The 16,575-nt window shown below is 47.6% G+C and carries 17 protein-coding genes; all 17 read left to right on the top strand.

Features of this window, described 5'->3' with window-relative positions:
• Complete coding sequence (locus DESLBE_RS11140) at positions 1-693, top strand: molecular chaperone TorD family protein (RefSeq protein WP_243131290.1); 693 nt, start codon at positions 1-3, stop codon at positions 691-693.
• Between the two features lie 48 nt (positions 694-741).
• A complete protein-coding gene (locus tag DESLBE_RS11135) occupies positions 742-1,395 on the top strand; it encodes a 4Fe-4S dicluster domain-containing protein (RefSeq protein WP_144676812.1) in 654 nt (217 codons plus the stop codon).
• Positions 1,382-2,236, top strand: a complete 855-nt coding sequence (locus DESLBE_RS11130; RefSeq protein ID WP_144676810.1) for a 4Fe-4S binding protein — start codon at positions 1,382-1,384, stop codon at positions 2,234-2,236. Before DESLBE_RS11135 ends, DESLBE_RS11130 begins: the two co-directional genes overlap by 14 nt.
• Before the next feature lie 242 nt (positions 2,237-2,478).
• Positions 2,479-3,111, top strand: a complete 633-nt coding sequence (locus tag DESLBE_RS11125) for a cobalamin-dependent protein (RefSeq protein ID WP_144676808.1) — start codon at positions 2,479-2,481, stop codon at positions 3,109-3,111.
• Positions 3,112-3,160: 49 nt separating this feature from the next.
• Positions 3,161-4,138, top strand: a complete 978-nt coding sequence (locus tag DESLBE_RS11120) for a uroporphyrinogen decarboxylase family protein (protein WP_144676806.1) — start codon at positions 3,161-3,163, stop codon at positions 4,136-4,138.
• A gap of 120 nt (positions 4,139-4,258) precedes the next feature.
• Complete coding sequence (locus DESLBE_RS27300) at positions 4,259-5,074, top strand: methyl-accepting chemotaxis protein (protein WP_144676804.1); 816 nt, start codon at positions 4,259-4,261, stop codon at positions 5,072-5,074.
• Between the two features lie 141 nt (positions 5,075-5,215).
• Entirely contained in the window at positions 5,216-5,716 is a 501-nt protein-coding gene (locus DESLBE_RS11110; RefSeq protein WP_144676802.1) for an RNA polymerase sigma factor, read from the top strand.
• On the top strand, positions 5,713-6,819 hold the full coding sequence (locus DESLBE_RS11105) for a DUF2275 domain-containing protein (protein WP_144676800.1): 1,107 nt from the start codon (positions 5,713-5,715) through the stop codon (positions 6,817-6,819). Before DESLBE_RS11110 ends, DESLBE_RS11105 begins: the two co-directional genes overlap by 4 nt.
• 209 nt (positions 6,820-7,028) lie before the next feature.
• Positions 7,029-8,276: an MFS transporter gene (locus DESLBE_RS11100; protein WP_144676798.1), complete on the top strand. Its 1,248-nt coding sequence runs from the start codon at positions 7,029-7,031 to the stop codon at positions 8,274-8,276.
• 32 nt (positions 8,277-8,308) lie between these two features.
• Positions 8,309-9,217: a selenium metabolism-associated LysR family transcriptional regulator gene (locus DESLBE_RS11095; protein ID WP_018213927.1), complete on the top strand. Its 909-nt coding sequence runs from the start codon at positions 8,309-8,311 to the stop codon at positions 9,215-9,217.
• A gap of 432 nt (positions 9,218-9,649) precedes the next feature.
• The gene (locus tag DESLBE_RS11090; protein WP_144676796.1) at positions 9,650-10,789 is read left to right on the top strand and encodes a hypothetical protein; all 1,140 of its coding nucleotides are present in this window, start codon (positions 9,650-9,652) and stop codon (positions 10,787-10,789) included.
• Positions 10,790-10,801: 12 nt separating this feature from the next.
• Complete coding sequence (locus DESLBE_RS11085; protein ID WP_018213925.1) at positions 10,802-11,245, top strand: hypothetical protein; 444 nt, start codon at positions 10,802-10,804, stop codon at positions 11,243-11,245.
• Between the two features lie 132 nt (positions 11,246-11,377).
• Complete coding sequence (locus DESLBE_RS11080) at positions 11,378-11,665, top strand: hypothetical protein (RefSeq protein WP_144676794.1); 288 nt, start codon at positions 11,378-11,380, stop codon at positions 11,663-11,665.
• Entirely contained in the window at positions 11,659-12,318 is a 660-nt protein-coding gene (locus DESLBE_RS11075; RefSeq protein WP_144676792.1) for a molecular chaperone TorD family protein, read from the top strand. Before DESLBE_RS11080 ends, DESLBE_RS11075 begins: the two co-directional genes overlap by 7 nt.
• Positions 12,319-12,367: 49 nt before the next feature.
• Positions 12,368-15,055 (top strand): molybdopterin-dependent oxidoreductase, encoded by a 2,688-nt coding sequence (locus DESLBE_RS11070; RefSeq protein WP_144676790.1) that lies wholly within the window; start codon positions 12,368-12,370, stop codon positions 15,053-15,055.
• Entirely contained in the window at positions 15,052-15,717 is a 666-nt protein-coding gene (gene dsrO / locus DESLBE_RS11065; protein WP_348981682.1) for a sulfate reduction electron transfer complex DsrMKJOP subunit DsrO, read from the top strand. Before DESLBE_RS11070 ends, dsrO begins: the two co-directional genes overlap by 4 nt.
• Positions 15,717-16,574, top strand: coding sequence for an NrfD/PsrC family molybdoenzyme membrane anchor subunit (gene nrfD / locus DESLBE_RS11060; RefSeq protein WP_144676786.1), 858 nt, complete (start codon positions 15,717-15,719; stop codon positions 16,572-16,574). Before dsrO ends, nrfD begins: the two co-directional genes overlap by 1 nt.
• Position 16,575: the final 1 nt, after the last annotated feature.

The following is a 16,575-nucleotide window of genomic DNA, read 5'->3' as shown; positions in this document are numbered from 1 at the left end:
GTGGATAAGCTATCGGAATACTCGAGCCTTTTATCGAGCAGAGAAACTATGTATCGATTTCTAGGGCGTTTTTACAGAGTTGAAGTAAATCAGGATCTCCTGAAGCAAATGCAAGGCATGTCATTCCCCGCTGAGAGCAGCGATGCCGAACTTAACCAAGGGTACCGGATGCTTGAAGGGTATCTTCAAAAGCTTGGGAGAGATCCTGTGACTGATTTGGCCGTGGATTATGCCAAAGTTTTTCTAGGCGCCGGCATGGTCAACGCCTATGCTGCCTACCCCTATGAATCGGTTTATACGAGTCCGGAGAGGCTGGTCATGCAAGATGCTCGGGACGAAGTGGTAGCCCTATATCGGGCAAAGGGGCTCGATATCGTGAATGCCTCAATCTTTCCGGAAGATCATATCACCCTTGAACTGGAATTCATGTCTCATCTGTGTTTGGAGGCTCGAGGAGCACTTCATGCTCAGAACCTGGCAGCGGCTGCCAAGAGTCTGCAAGAACAGAGGGCTTTTCTCGCGCATCACCTGTCAAATTGGGTTCCCGATTTTTGTACTGATGTGGAAAAACACGCAGAGACAGACTTCTACAAGGCTATCGCCAAAATCACGGCGGGTTATCTGCACTTGGAACTTAGCCTCCTTGAGAATTTGATCGCCGAAATCGATACCGAAATCTTATGTGGTGTCTAATCGCTCTAGCCTTATTGACCAACTAAGCTGCAAGTGAGGAACGTAAAGATGAGCGAACAAAAATTTGTGAGCGAAAAGTGTCAAGGAAACCTTAGGGTTGGTTCCTCGCGGCGTACTTTTCTTAAATACACGGGAGGAGCCCTTGTTGCTCTTCTAGGGATCGGAGGGGTCGGCAAATTTCTCAAGCGAGAGGGTCTCCTTCGCCCCCCCGGGGGACAGGACGAGGCTGATTTTATTTCTAAATGCATTAAATGCGACCGCTGCAGAAGTGTCTGCCCTACTTCTGCGATCGGTTTGGCTAACTTGTCAGACAGCATGTTAGATGCCCGTACCCCGGTAATGAAATTCCATCTTGGCTACTGTGATTTTTGCAACAAATGTGTAGAGGTCTGCCCCACCCAAGCTTTGAAGCCCTTTGATATCGAGACTGTAAAAATAGGACTTGCGGAAGTAAAGAAAGATATCTGCATAGCATGGGATTCGGTTGGCTGTACGATCTGTCAGGAAGAATGCCCCTACGATGCCATCATACTGGATGGGCAACGCCGCCCTATAGTTGATTCTGAGAAATGCAACGGATGCGGTCTATGCGTGAAAGTCTGTCCGGCCCTGGTAATGAGATCGTATGCGGGCGGCAAAGTACGCGGTATAGAAGTTGAACTCATTGCCAGGAGAGGGGGCGAGCTCTTTGGAAGGAAATAGGACAAGAACGCTGAGAATGACGACGATGGCGGTGGTTGTGCTCCTTGTTATTATTGGCGGAGTTTGGGGTGCCGGTACAGGCACATTATCTTCCTTTGGAGTGAAGAGCATCTCAGCCATTTGCCCTCTGGGTTTCTTGGAAACGACCCTTGCCAGTCGGACGTTTATACCCCATCTATTCATCTCCTTTCTGGTTATCGCCGGGATCACAGTGCTCTTGGGCAAGGTCTTCTGCGGCTGGATCTGCCCTGTTCCCCTGGTGCGCTACGGGTTGACGAATAAAACAAAGGAAAGTAAGGAGGCAGAAACAGACAATGACAGGGAAAGTTCAGCGCCGGCGATTTTTAAAAGGGAAAGTGCCTTTGATAAAAATTCTGTCACAGGGCTATCTGTACTTGGAGCATCCCTGGCCAGTTCTGCTGTCTTTGGCTTTCCTGTATTCTGTCTCATCTGTCCCATCGGGCTGATCTTTGCGACTTTATTTGCACTCATGCGCCTTTTCCAATTCAATGAACCAACCTTTGATCTGCTTATTTTTCCTATCGTAATCATAGTTGAACTTGTGTTTCTGAAAAAATGGTGCAGCAAATGGTGTCCCGTAGGGGCTTTACTCGGCATCTTCAGCCGCTTCAACCGCAGATTTATGCCTGCAGTGGACAGATCCCTTTGCTTGGAAGAAACGAATCAGGTACATTGCCATCAATGCCAGAGTGCCTGCAGCTTTAATCTAGATCCCAAGCAGCTCCCCGGCGCAAGTGATATCAGTGAGTGTACCAAGTGCAAAGAATGCGCGGATCGTTGCCCGGTTCAAGCAATTAAATTCCCATGGAAAAAGTCTTGAATACTAACCAGATTGTGATATTTGGCTCTAGGTTGGCCTGCTAACAGTGTTTTTTCCCTTGGTATGAATATTGCATTTGTAAACAAATGCCGAAATTAGTGTTTAATGTAGGTCGGGATGAATACTGCATGGAATACATCGGCGCTTTTAGAGACGGAAGATTCGGTCAGAAAAAATGAGCTGCTCTAAGTGATGGCAGGGCCAATAAGTTTTTATAAAAAATTACAAGGAGGATATTTAACATGGCAAAAATCAATGAGGTCAAAGCAATGGTGGAGGCGGGAAAAACAAAACTGATTTCCGGTCTGGTGCAGGAAGCGCTGGATGAAGGCAGTGAAGCGAAAGAAATTCTAGAGGTTATGGTTGAGGCGATGGGTGTCGTAGGGGATAAATTCTCCGCAGGCGATATCTTTGTACCGGAAATGCTGATGGCTGCCAAAGCAATGGCCAAAGGGGTAAATGTCTTAAAACCCTTTTTGTCCGGCGACAGCCGCAATGCAATGGGTACCTGTATTATCGGAACCGTGGCAGGGGACCTGCATGATATTGGCAAGAACCTCGTTTCCATGATGATCGAAAGTGCGGGCTTTACCATCGTTGACTTGGGTGTCGACGTACCGGCAGCCAAGTGGGTCGAGGCCATCAAAGAACATCAAGATGTAACATTGGTGGCGTGTTCCGGGCTTCTGACCACCACTATGCCGGCCATGAAAGAGGCCGTACAAACAATTAAAGGCAGCGGCCTCTCCGGAGTCAAAGTCATTGTCGGTGGTGCGCCTGTCACCCAGGAATATGCCGATGAAATCGGTGCCGACGGTTTTGCCCCGGATGCCGGAAGTGCTGCTGTTAAAGCGGTAGAGCTGGTCAAGGCTTAAGGAAAATCCAATCGATTAAGACTTTAAAATATAAGGAGGAAACAATCAGATGCTGACAAAGAGACAGAACTTATTGGCAACTATTAAAGGTGGAAATCCGGATCGTTTTGTCAATCAATATGAGTTTTTGGACATCATATTGGAAGTGCCTCATGGCATTCAGTTTAACTATGGTCAGACCTGGAAATGTCAATGGGGAATTACCTGGCAATGGCCCGAAGGCCAGCTTGGCATGTTTCCTGTGCATGATGCAGAGCATACGGTGATAAAGGATATTGCCCAGTGGAAAAAGTATGTGCAAATACCTCCGATTCCGACTTCTGACGAAGCATGGGCTGCTGGAATTGCTCGCGCCAATTCTGTTGATCGTAATGAATTTTTTGTTGCAGGGCCGGCTTTACCAGGAATCTTTGAAATGACACATCACCTGATGGGTGTTGAGAATGCCTTAATGGCTCTATATGAAGAGCCTGAGGCAATGCATGATCTGATTGACGTTCTTACCCAGCGTGAACTGGGATGGGCGGAAGTGATGATTGAAAAAATAAATCCCGATGCCGTTTTTCACCATGATGACTGGGGAAGTCAGAAGAATTCTTTCATATCGCCTGACATGTTTCGGGAGTTTTTCCTTCCGGTATACAAAAAAATCTATGGTTTTTATAAAGCTAACGGTGTCCAATTGGTCGTTCATCACAGCGATTCCTATGCTGCCAACCTCGTTCCGATGATGATCGAAATGGGGATTGACATTTGGCAGGGTATGATGAACACGAATAACATTCCGGAACTGATCAGGCAATATGGGGGGCAAATTACCTTTATGGGTGGGCTCCACAGCGGACTGATTGATTTTCCGGATTGGACACCGGAAAATTGCGCAAAGCATGTTGAAGAAGCCTGCAGAACGAACGGCAAAAAGTATTTTATCCCCTGTCTGACTTCCGGGTTGCCTGTGGATTCTTTCCCGGGCGTATATGAAACCGTAACAAAAGAGATCAACAGAATAAGCAAAGAAATGTTCTGACTTAGCTTATTCTAGTTTGCAACTATTCTTGTGGTAACAAAAAAGCCTCTTTTTGATACATGCGAAAGGAGGCTTTTTGCTTAAGTAATCTCCGTCGATGACGGAGGGTGGAGGGCTCTTATGTCAATTATTGATTCTCTTCAGGAAGTGCTCCCTTTGATTCGCTATATAATCCATGAAGATATTGCTTTAGCCATTACGGATAAGACAAAGTTTACTGCGTATTATCCTGCACAGGATTTTGACTTAAAGATCAAGGTTGGAGATCAAATACCACCGGGAGACCCTGTGCTGGAAACGATTAATACGGGGAGAGAATTTTCCGGTATCATGCCAAAAGAATTTTTTGGGATCACGATCAAAGGCGGGTGTTTTCCGATCCGGGATGAAATGGGACAAATTATCGGTGCCGTGACGATGGCCAGAAACCTTGAACATCAAGCCCGGATCGATGAAGCGTCCCAAACTGTTCTCACGTCTTTACAGCAAACAAATTCAAGCCTGGAGGAAATTGCCGCAAGTTCACAAAAGTTGGCATTTTTAATTGAAAACATTACAAAGCTAGGCGAAGTAAACTACCATAAAATTATGGAAACTGATACGATTGTTTCCTCAATTAAGAGTATCTCCAGCCAATCCAATCTTCTGGCACTCAATGCGGCGATTGAGGCGGCCAGAGCGGGCGTGTCGGGCAGAGGTTTTTCCGTTGTCGCCGACGAGATGAGAAAACTGGCCCAGGTTAGCGGTGAATCTTCACAAAAAGTGTCCAATACTTTAATGGAGATAAAAATCGCAGAAAATGAAATAAGCAAGCAAATTCATGAAATCAGTTTGGCAAGTCAGACTCAAGCAGCGGCTACAGAAGAAATAACATCGTCTTTACAGGAGATTGTGTCTTCATCCGAAGTGTTGGTAAATCTAGCAAAAATGGAGTAAGATACAGATATTCGGAATGGTGAACAAGAGCACAGGTTCTCGTTCACCATCTTCTTATACTAATGTAACTTTCTAATGTAACTTTCTAATGTAACTTTTTTACCTTAGTCAGCACTAATAGGGTAGAGGAGGGGAGATAGTGTGAAAACCATCGAAGATATCTATAAAACATACGAAAAGCCTATCTTCCACTACTTCTATGGCCTGACCGGCAATACTCATCTCGCTGAGGAACTGACTCAGGAAACCTTTTTTCAGGTCTTGAGGACCTTCTCCGGATTTCGGAGGGAAGCCCAAGTGACCACCTGGCTGTACAAGGTGGCGCGCAATGTGTACAGCATGTGGAAAAGAAAACAGAAGGTAAGCTATCCGCTGCCGGAGCCAGAGCTGTTAAAGGGGCCGGCGTCTTATGAGCCGGACGCGGTTCTGGAATTCAAAGAAAAACTGACCCTGACCTGGAGAGTGCTCCAGGAACTCCCCGAGAACTATCGCGAAGTCTTCTGGCTGCGGGAATGGCATGAATTGGCCTATGAGCAGATTGCCGTGATTATGGGGAAGAATGTGTCCTGGGTAAAAGTCACGTTGCACCGGGCCAGGCTGCAGTTTCGCAAAAACTATGCTGAAAAGGAGGGAAAAGAATGAAGGAGTCAACTTCTCTCCCTTGTGAGTTGATTCAGGATATTCTCCCTTTGTATGTGGAGGAGGATGTCGATCCCAAGACGAAGGATTTAGTGGCCAAGCATTTGGAAGAATGCGGCTCTTGCCGGGATTTCCTCAAGGAATTAAAAAATGAGGAACCTGTGCTGGATGATATTCCGGAAAACCTGCCGGAACCGGATACCTTTAAAAAATGGTTTAAGCGCCTTAGGGCAGGAGCGATAGTGGGGCTGATCGTCTTAATACTGGCAGCTGTCGGGATCGGTGTGGTGAGCTATAAAGCCGGGACTGTGGCCGAAAAAGAAACGATCAGCACCAAGGATGTGGTGAGGGTATTGAAAAAGGGAGGGCTTAGTTTGAAAGCCAGCCCATCTCCGGTCATCGATCCAAGTGAATGCAGATTGGGTGATGTGCAGCCAAAGGTTTATGGTTTAGATGAGGAAGGCCTTGGCCAGTTATATATTTATGAGTTCGATTCGACTTTGGCAAGGAGAAACATTCTCGAAAGCATTAAGAGTATGGAAGATGATCCATTCACAAGTTCGCAAATTCCGAGTGTTGCTTATGCAGCAAAGAATATGGTCATAGTTGCAGTCTTAAATATCTCTGAAGAGAATTGGCAAAGTGATTATGATAAAATTGCTCCAATGACTCAAGCCTTGGGTAAAACGATCTTTTACGATTTGAACCAAGGGGAAAAATGGGTGCTTTACGGTGAAGGAAAGGATTGGGAAGCTAAGCTTGTGGTATCCACTTATGAAGAGTGGTGGACAGGTGAAGATGGCTATAAAAAGTTCAAATTTTATATGACGAAAACTCCTTTGGTAAACTACAAAGGTAATCCGGAGGAGATAAAAAATATCAACTATAGCTTCGAGTACCTTAATGGGAAATCAACTCTGACGGAGGAAGGTTACCATCAAGGCAACTTCGATGAAGAACAAACGGCTTTCTATAGAGGCTCACCCTTGTACTGGGGAATCTATAGCGGTACAACCCATACAATCGATAAAAATGAAACGGGAAAATTCTCTGTTCGGTGGAATGGTGAAGAAGAGAGCTTTGAGCTGACTTTACAGGAACCGTAAGGGGAAGGGGCTGTGTGAACAGCCTCTTATCTATTTAACGCAGCTATGCCTGGTGAAAATCCCAAACGTTTGGGATTTCAACAGGCATAGCTGCACAAATACCTTCATGGTTGGACCGTGAGTATATACCTGGTGAATATCATGCAGTATAATAGACAGCAGGCAAAGACAAACTACGAAGTAAGTTTGTAAAGAAACGATGGGAGCGGATAGTTCTGAATAACAAGCCGGAGTGGAAGAAGAATATTATACTTTTTTTAACCAGCCAGACCATATCCCTCTTTGGTTCATCTTTGGTTCAATATGCCATCATGTGGTATATCACCTTAGAGACCCAGTCAGGGATTATGATGACTATCTCCATTATCTGCGGTTTTCTGCCCACCTTCTTCCTCTCACCCTTTGCCGGAGTGTGGGCCGATCGCTATAACCGTAAAATACTGATTGTGCTGGCTGATTCCATGATCGCCATTGCCACTCTGATTCTGGCTCTGCTGTTTTTCGCCGGATACAAAATGATGTGGCTGCTTTTTGTGATGTCCGCCGTCCGTGCTCTTGGCGCAGCAGTGCAGATGCCGGCGGTGGGAGCTTTTATCCCTCAGCTGGTGCCGGAGGATAAGTTGATCAAGGTAAATGGCATAAACGGAAGTATCCAATCAGCTGTGATGCTGGTATCACCGATGTTAAGCGGGGCCCTGCTGACTTTTACCACCATTGAAGCCATTTTTTTCATTGATGTTGTTACGGCAGCTCTGGGTGTTTCGGTTTTGCTGTTCTTTTTACAGGTGCCCGCTCATCGTAAAGCACAGGAACTGCAAAAAGTCAGTTATTTTGCAGATATGAAGCAAGGGCTGAAGTATATCAAGGAACATGCTTTTCTAAAAAGTTTCTTCGTCTTTTGTGCTTTGTTCATGGTTATGGCAGCACCGGCGGCTTTTCTGACGCCGCTTCAAGTCGCCCGGACCTTTGGGGATCATGTATGGCGTCTTACCGCCATTGAAATGACCTTTTCTGTCGGCATGATGATCGGTGGCATCCTGATGGCAACTTGGGGTGGCTTTAAGAACCGGATTCATTCCATGGCCCTGGGAACGCTGCTCTTCGGGGCCTGTACCGTTGCTTTGGGGGTCATTCCGATCTTTTGGCTGTACCTGGTTTTTATGGCTTGTGTAGGAGTGGCTATGCCGATCTTTAACACTCCCGCAACAGTGATGCTTCAGGAGAAGGTAGAGCCTGATTTTCTGGGCCGGGTTTTCGGAGTTCTTTCCATGATCTCCAGCACCATGATGCCCCTGGGAATGCTCATTTTTGGTCCGATAGCGGATGTTATGGCCATAGAAGTGCTGCTTATCGGCACCGGTGTGATCATGTTCATGGAGAGCATTTTCCTTTTGGGCAGCAAAGTGCTTCTGAAGGCCGGCCAGCCGGCGGTTAAGCCTATAGAACCATTGGACTAGACTTCTTTAATAATTAAAACTGGGAGAATGATATGGATTTTCGGCAAATTGAGGCATTTGTTTCAGTCTATCGCTTACGGAACTTTTCCCGGGCAGGCAAAGCCCTATTTCTGACCCAACCGACCATCAGCAATCACATCAGCGATCTGGAGATTGAATTAGGTGTGAAGTTATTTGACCGTTCCAGTCGGGAGGTTATGCCTACGGACACAGGAGATATTTTCTATCAGTATGCAGTTAATCTGTTAGAAACCAGAGATTGTGCTATTTCCAGCCTTAATCAGCATAATCGGCAGATTGAGGGGAGATTGGAGATCGCGGCTTCCACTATTCCCTGTCAGTATTTGCTGCCTAAAATTATGATGGGTTTTCAGAAAATAAACCCTAACATCAAGTTTCTGATTCATCAGGGGGATACCAATCAAGTCATAAGAGAAATCCGGGAGAAGAAATATCAGGTGGGGATTGTCGGTACCCGCACAGACGAGGATAAACTGGATTATGAGATCCTTACCAGGGATCGCCTGGTGCTCATTGCTGCCAGGGATTGTATAGAACCGGCAGACAGGCCCTGTATAGCGGTAGAGGGTTTGCTGAAGAAGCAATTTATCCTCCGGGAAAGGGGCTCAGGAACAAGAGAAGAATTTGAAACGGCGCTTAAGAAAAAAGGCATTGATCCTGACATGCTCAAGGTTGTGGCTGAGATGAACAATACGGAGGCCATCAAGCATGCCGTAAGTGAAGGTTTGGGAGTAGCGGTGGTTTCATCCCTCAGTGTGGGTAATGAACTGAAATCAGAAGCATTTCAAGCATTTAGTATTGATGGCCTTGAGCTTGAGCGGTCGTTTTATTTAGTGACTTATCGGAACCGGCCGCTTTCCCCCAATGTAGCTGCTTTCCGAGAATTTATCCTTAATTATTACGGTAATAATACATGCTGAAAAGAATTCAAGAATTAAAATAACTTTCTTTTAGAAATAGTGCAATATATCCTTTGGAACAGTACCCCGTGCAACCCACGGGGTATTTGCGTTATAGGCCTTTATGGCTGAAAGAAGAAGATAAGAGTGGCTAATTCTCAGCACAGAAATTAAATATATTTATAATCATCATTAAAAATTTATCTGACCCCCAAAACTAAACATTTATGAAGAATTTAAGAGAATTAAAATTTAAAATCAATTTGGAAACCGCAATTTGTTATGAATCAGAAAAAGGTGCAGGAATTTTTGGCTATACGGGCCGGGGAGCATTTTGTAAGATGATTAGTGAAAATGGTCTCAATCGTCTTTGGTAACCTCCGGGAAAGGAGGGATGGACGGAATTGACAGTGGTTACCTGATCCATTTATCAAGTTGAGAAAGGGTGTGGAGATGAGAAAGCTCACCAAAAAAGCGTATGCATTAGTGCTTGCGGTGGTTTTCACCTTATCGGGCAGCGTTGCTCCGGTTTGGGCGGAGGATGATGCCTTGAGAAAGGCACCGGCCAAAGATGCGGCCTTTGTTGCCGGTCTTGAAGGTTTCAAGAACATAACGAGTAAAAACCTGCTTGGCAAAGATGTGGGAATGCAGGAAGGATTGATCATTCGTCAGAGCCGTATTGAAAACGGCAAGATCATCATTCCTAAATCAGGGCTTTATTACACAACGCGGACGGGAACGGCCAAGATGCTGACAGGTCACAAAATCACTATTTTGGGTAAAGAGTATACAATCGTTGACACCGCAACCAAGTTAGACGTTGTTACCGCTACTGATCTTAAAAAAGGCGGGTCCGTGCCCCTTGGTGATGGCTCAAAACACCTTGAACTTACCAGTATCGGCATCGATGGCAATGGGTTTGTTGCACCTGCCGCGACCTTCCAAATTCTGAAACCCTCCGGTAACTACTATGGAACGAGTTTTCCGGTCTCGCCCAATGCCAAACTTTTCAATATTACGGAAGGTGTATTGAACGACGGGACGGGCAGAATCACAGGAACCTATCTCCCGGGACAAGATGGTCAGAACTTCCATGTTGAATACTACGGCACAAATGTTGCTACCAGCGGCCAATCCTATCTGGTCGTTGGGGATGTAACGGCCGAAGAGGCTCATGTTAAAGAATTTGCTACGGGGGCCATTGTCTATAGCCTTTTGACAGAGAAGCCTGCCGTTGAAATGCAGCTGGGCAAGGGCGAGAAAGCAGCACTGGGGGATTACACAGTCACCGTCACAGATATCACTGAAGATTCAGTAACCGTTGAATTGACCTCTAAAGAGGGGCAGACCATTCAGAAAAAACTTGGACCTGTAACTGAAGAGACCAAGAAATATTTGCCTGCCGATGAGGTAACGCGGAATACGCTGGTGCTGCGTCCTGAAAATGATGCCGTGCAAGTTCAGCTTGATGCCCTGCGCGAACCCTTCAAGGACGGCAAAGCCGTTCTGGTCGGCTATACCGATTTAGTCAAATTTGAAAATCCGGGAACCTGGGCCAGTGATCCACGGTTTATTTCCCGGCCCGACACATGAAGCACCTGTTCTTTGCTCATCGAGTTGATGCTCGAAAATAAAGACGAGATCGTACTCGATGCAACCAACAACGTGTTTGTTGGTCCGGATGAATATTTTAAAGTTGTGATCGATGAATTTGATGGCCAGGTTGTCAAAGCATGGCATGTTGAGGATGTAAACGGAAACAAGACCCCTAATTTAGCCGAGCGTGCTCAAGGTAAGAACATTGATCTGATGCTCAATGTTAAAAACCGCACCGTAGCTCATTTTGTAAGCCGTTATCAAGTGGATCTGCTCACTGAGCAGCAAGCGCAAATTCAAAAGCTGGCTTCAGCAGCTCCAGCACCGGCGGCAGAGCCGTCCGCACCCGCTGTCAGCGCAAGCACCGGTGTTCCTGTCAGTGTGCCCATTGGCATTGCCGTTATAGCCATAGGGATCATAGCCTTCCAGGCGACAAGGAAAAAAGGCGCCTAAAAAATATTCTTGCCGGCGGAAACCGTAATCTTTGCTCAGATGCGGTTTCCCCTCCGCCTGCAGGCAAGTACCGGCAGGCGAGAAAGACTATAAATATCATATAAAAATTATAAGAGATGAGGAGTGAACGTCATGAGATTAAACCAAAAGATCACTGTGGCACTTTTAGCGACATTTTTAATAAGCGGTCTTACCGGCTGCGGTAGCCAGCCTTCCGAAGCACCCTCAAGCAACCAAAGCAATCAAGCACCGGAAACTAAACCGGAGGCTGACACAGAAACCAATCCAGAAGTTAAACCGGCAGAATCACCGGAACCAGCTGAGACCCCAAAACCTGAAGAGGGACAAAAGCCTGCCGATACAAATGAACCCGCTAAGCCGGGCGCACCGGCAGTCGAAGAGGAAAATTGCAATTGTTGACCTTAACCTTAAGCGACATCCTTATCTATACTAAGACAAGGCAACAATGCTGGCATTTGTTTTCCGGTGCATTGAACCGGCAGCCCAATTCGGAGTTTGTAGACGATATATTAATGGTACTGGAGCGAGCCCCGGATCCCCTCATCGGGTTAAGTCCTGACTTTACTCAAGGAATGCAATGGATGCAGCAGTTAAGGCAGGAGGTTCAGGCACAGGGAATCGCCGCAGTGACGACGGCCCTGAATGTGGAATGGCTCAGATTGTTCAGAGGGGTAAAACCTGATCAGAGGTTTAAGCCGGCAAGAGCCTCGGCCTATGCCGTTTATGATAATCAGTCCCTCCTTGAATATTATGCCAGGGCGGGCTTGAAAATTGCCCATCCTTATTTAGAGCCTGATTATGCAGGGGTACAATTTGCCTTTATGGCTAAACTGGTGTCCCGGGAGCTTAGCTATAGGAATGAAAATGCAGTGCAGGAAGTTAGGGGGAGCATCAGACAGGAAAGAGGCTTTTGGCATGAACATATGTCATGGCTGCCTCAGCTCTGCAGCCAAGGAGGGGAGCAGGCAGAAACAGCCTTTTATCGCGGCCTGCTTCTCTTCCTGGCAGGGTTTATAAAGTTAGAGCAGCTTTGGCTGGACGAATGTATCTAAACCAGGGTTTGTTGGCGAGGGGATACAATCATTTTAATGGGGGAGAACAATGCAATTAAAGCGAAGACAATTCCTCGGCTTATCGGCTGCGGCAGCAACGCTGGCGCTCGCCGGCTTTGGACTTGCTGAGGATGAGATTTTTACGGACTTTGATCATAATGAAACAGAAAATGTCTGGATACCGACCCATTGTAAAGCCTGTGCCGCAGATAACCGGTGCCACCTATTGGTCCATCGCGTCAATGGTGTGGCGGTAAAAATTGAAGGCAATCCTGCTTCTCCGACCAATCAAGGGCGAAACTGCGCCAAATCGGCTGCCGCGCTGATGACGCTTTATAACCCCTATCGCGTTAAAAGCCCTATGAAGCGAACCAATCCGGAGAAGGGGAGGGGAGTCGATCCCAAATGGGTTCAGATCACCTGGGAGGAAGCGATCGCCGCGATTGCCGGGAAGCTTAAGCAGGTTCAAGGAGAAGATCCCCGCAGGTTTATATTTCTGACCGGCCATGGGGCCAGCCTGAATATGAATACAGAACAAGCTTTTGCCGAGGCCTTCGGCACTCCCAATGTTATTGTTGGCGGAACCTCGGTGGGGTGCGGGGGATCCAGCAGTCCCATCAACAAGATCATCAATGGCGGAGGTCAGGCCAGGGCTGATTTGCTGTACTGCAACTACTTTCTTAATTTAGGCGCTAACTCACAGCAAGGGGGGAAAGGAAACAGCGAAGAGGTCAATGCCTTTGTCGATGCCCGCATCCGGGGGCTCAAGGTCGTTAACGTTACCCCCATTCTCAGCCCGTCCTTGGCCAAAACAGATGAATGGGTCCCGATTGTACCAGGGACAACGGGATATTTCCTGCTGTCCATGATCAATGTGATTCTTAATGAGCTGGCCATCTATGATCAGGCTTATTTATTAAAAAGGACCAATTCACCCTATTTGGTTGGGGAAGATCATTTATACTTACGCAATGAAGAGCTGTATGAGGATGAGGTGCGGGGTTTAGAGCTGGGCAAACCCCTCCTCTGGGATCTAGCCGATCAACAAGCCAAGGCCTTCGACGATCCTACCCTGCAAGAGCCGGCCCTGGATGGCAGCTTTGCCCTCAATGGAAAAAGCTATAGCACAGCCTTTAGTGCTCTGAAAGAGCATGTCAGAGCGTACACGCCGGAAAAAGGGGCGGCAATCACAGGGATTCCGGCGGATACTGTACGCCGCCTGGCAAGGGAATGGGTTGAACAGGCCCGGATCGGCAGCGCCATAACCCTGGGGGGGATAACCTATCCTTACCGGCCGGTGGCCATAATTTCCGAGCAAGGCTCCAAATGCCATGTGGATAATTATATGGTGGTGCATGCCGCCAAAATTCTGGCTCTGATCGTGGGAGCGGCAGAGGTTCCCGGTTCGGCGAAAAGCGCCGGGATCCCTTCTTATAGAATCAATCCTGTGGACGGAGTGACTACTTCTGAGGAATTTGTTTATGTTCCACTCCAAAAAACCCCTGAGCATATCTCCTTGATTGAACACTCGCCCATACCGGGATCTTCCACAGGCTTAGCCTGGCTGACCTTGGCAGATCCCGGATCTTACGGATTCGACTATATTCCCGAGGTGCTGGGCATATGGGGAGGGAATCCCCAAGCCCTGCTGGGAGATTTTGAGCGTGTCAACGCCATTATGAAGAACTTTCCGTTTACCTTTGCCATTTCCTATGAATTCGATGAACCCACCGAATTTGCCGACATTATCTTGCCTGAAAGCAGCTGGCTGGAGCGTTATGGGTTGAGCAGCTATGTTCCCAGAACCTCCTTTACAGATGTATTCCAGGAAAAAGGCAATTATGGCTGGGCTATCCAGCAACCCGTTTTAGCAAAGCCCCTTTACAATACCAAAGAGGGCAATCAAATCGTTCTTGAACTGAGTGAAGCCCTGGGTATCTTAAAGGGAAAAGAAGGGGTGCTCGCCCGGCTCAACCTCAGCTTGGGGTTGAAGGGGGATTACCAGCTTGACACCACCAGGACCTATACCTGGGAACAAGTGATGGAGCTGATGTGCCTGGCCAAAACCGGCGGCCAATATGACCTTGGCTGGTTTAAAGAGAACGGAATTGCCGCCTATGATATCTATGATCTTAAAAACTATTATGGTTATAGTAAATACCCCCAAGCCAGGCTGCCCCTCTATCTCGAAGAATTTGCCTCTCACCGGCTGCGGCTGGCCAAAGAATTCGTGGAAAAGAACATTGCCCGTAAACCCGGCAATGACTTTGTTTTAAAACAGTTTACACCTCTTCCCTATTGGGAGCCTCATCCGGAGCACCAAGCCCCTCAGGAGTTTGATCTTTATTGCATCAACTACAAGAATATGCAGCATCACTTTGCCTGCAATATTGGCAATGGCTGGCTTATGGAACTTACAGAAGCTCAGGACCCTTACTCATTAAATATCATGGTCAATGCCCAGACAGCCGCAGAACGGGGCTTAAAGGACGGGGACACGATCGCAATCGAATCCTTTAAGGGAGGCAAGATTGAAGGGAAGGTGAAAACCTCACACCTTATCCACAAAAAAGTCCTGGGCATCGCCGGTGCTTATGGGATTAAGACAGCTAACTTTAACCCCGCAGCCCAACACGGCCCCGCCTTTGGTGACTTGCTGAAGCTTGGGGAAGAGCTCTTTAACCCCCTGAAAATCAATCTGGATCGGGATGTTAAAGTAAAAATCCGCAAGGTATAACAGCAAAGGAAAGGGAGGGAAAGGGAATGGCCCGCTATGGAATGCTGATCGATTTAAGACGATGTGTCGGCTGTTTTGCCTGCGTTATGGCCTGTAAAGCTGAGCATGCAACCCCCAAAGGTGTGACCTGGAACCGGGTCATCGTGGCCGAAAAAGGCGACTATCCCGAGGCCCGGATGTCCTTTACTCCGGTTCTCTGCAATCACTGTTCCCATCCCCCTTGTTTAAAGGTCTGCCCAACCGGTGCCACGACGAAACGAGGGGATGGAATCATTATGGTAAACCAGAAGATCTGTATCGGCTGTCAATATTGTGTGGTAGCCTGCCCCTATCAGGCAAGAAGCTTTAATAAGAAATCAGAAGGATATTTTGCGGAATATGGGCTGACGCCTTTTGAGCAGCAGGGATATAAGCAGCATGTTAAGGGAACTCCCGGGAAGTGCAGCTTTTGCTATGAGCGTGTGGATCAGGGGTTGGACCCGGCTTGCACGGTAAGCTGCCCGGGACGTGCCCGGATTTTTGGAGATCTGGACGATCCCCAAAGCGAAATCTCCACCCTCCTGCTGGAACATGAAACCTTTCAGCTGATCAAGAACCAGGGAACCGGTCCGGCCGTGTATTATATAGCTGAATCCGGAGCCGCAGAAAGGAGAGAAGGCTGATGCATCCGCAACAGGTGTGGCATGACCTTGTGGTTTGGTATCTCTTTTTGGCGGGTACAGGAGCAGGGGTGTACCTGATTGCTCTGGGCAATAAATTATGGCGCCGGGACGATTCTTTGCAGAATATCGGGTATTTCTGGGGACCGGCTTTTGTGGCTGTGGGAACGGCCTTTTTGCTGTTTGAGTTAGGAAGACCTCTGGCAGCTCCCTTAGCCGTGCTCAGACCTTTTTCCTCCATGATCTCCATCGGTACGATTATCCTCTCCCTGTTCTTGCTTTTAGGGCTGATCCAGATCGTTCAAAACCTGTACTTCAAAAAAAGCACACCCCGTTGTTTAGACTGGGTGGGCTTTGGCTTGGCCATAGGAACAGCAACCTATACAGGGCTTTTGCTGGGGGTAGTCAAAGCCATTCCCTTTTGGAATAACCCCCTTCTCCTCCCTCTGCTCTTCCTGGCTTCAGCATTATCCTCGGGTGTGGGGTTTATCCTCTTGATCCTGGTTGCAAGTAAAAAGATCCGTAAAGAACAGATTGCTGCTGCCTTGCCGGCTATGGTTAAGCTGGACATAGGCCTGATCCTTTGTGAAATAGTCCTTCTTAGCGTCATGCTTTGCTTGGCAAAGCAGGCCGGCGGAGCGGCAGGGAGCAGTGTTGACATTCTCCTCAAGGGATTTCTGGCCCTGCCTTTTTGGGGTTTGGTTATAGGCGTGGGGCTGCTTCTGCCCTTGTTTATCGAGACGTTTATGCGTTCCCATCAAGAAAAGGTCCTGCTGGTCTGCGCTTTGGCCCTTTTGGTGGGCGGCATTGCCCTGCGTTATTCCATTGTTTTGGCAGGGGTGTTTGTCCCCCTGAGCTGAT

The organism is Desulfitobacterium sp. LBE (assembly GCF_007830365.1).
Lineage (GTDB): Bacteria > Bacillota > Desulfitobacteriia > Desulfitobacteriales > Desulfitobacteriaceae > Desulfitobacterium > Desulfitobacterium hafniense.
Note: the sequence above shows the minus strand (reverse complement) of the source record. Positions and strands in the feature narration are given on the sequence as shown.

Bases quoted from the DNA above. Each gene is read 5' to 3' on its own strand.
- DESLBE_RS11135 (WP_144676812.1), top strand. From the start codon at position 742: ATGAGCGAACAAAAATTTGTGAGCGAAAAGTGTCAAGGAAACCTTAGG.
- DESLBE_RS11125 (WP_144676808.1), top strand. From the start codon at position 2,479: ATGGCAAAAATCAATGAGGTCAAAGCAATGGTGGAGGCGGGAAAAACA.
- DESLBE_RS11120 (WP_144676806.1), top strand. From the start codon at position 3,161: ATGCTGACAAAGAGACAGAACTTATTGGCAACTATTAAAGGTGGAAAT.
- DESLBE_RS27300 (WP_144676804.1), top strand. From the start codon at position 4,259: ATGTCAATTATTGATTCTCTTCAGGAAGTGCTCCCTTTGATTCGCTAT.
- DESLBE_RS11105 (WP_144676800.1), top strand. From the start codon at position 5,713: ATGAAGGAGTCAACTTCTCTCCCTTGTGAGTTGATTCAGGATATTCTC.
- DESLBE_RS11095 (WP_018213927.1), top strand. From the start codon at position 8,309: ATGGATTTTCGGCAAATTGAGGCATTTGTTTCAGTCTATCGCTTACGG.
- DESLBE_RS11090 (WP_144676796.1), top strand. From the start codon at position 9,650: ATGAGAAAGCTCACCAAAAAAGCGTATGCATTAGTGCTTGCGGTGGTT.
- DESLBE_RS11080 (WP_144676794.1), top strand. From the start codon at position 11,378: ATGAGATTAAACCAAAAGATCACTGTGGCACTTTTAGCGACATTTTTA.
- DESLBE_RS11070 (WP_144676790.1), top strand. From the start codon at position 12,368: ATGCAATTAAAGCGAAGACAATTCCTCGGCTTATCGGCTGCGGCAGCA.
- nrfD (WP_144676786.1), top strand. From the start codon at position 15,717: ATGCATCCGCAACAGGTGTGGCATGACCTTGTGGTTTGGTATCTCTTT.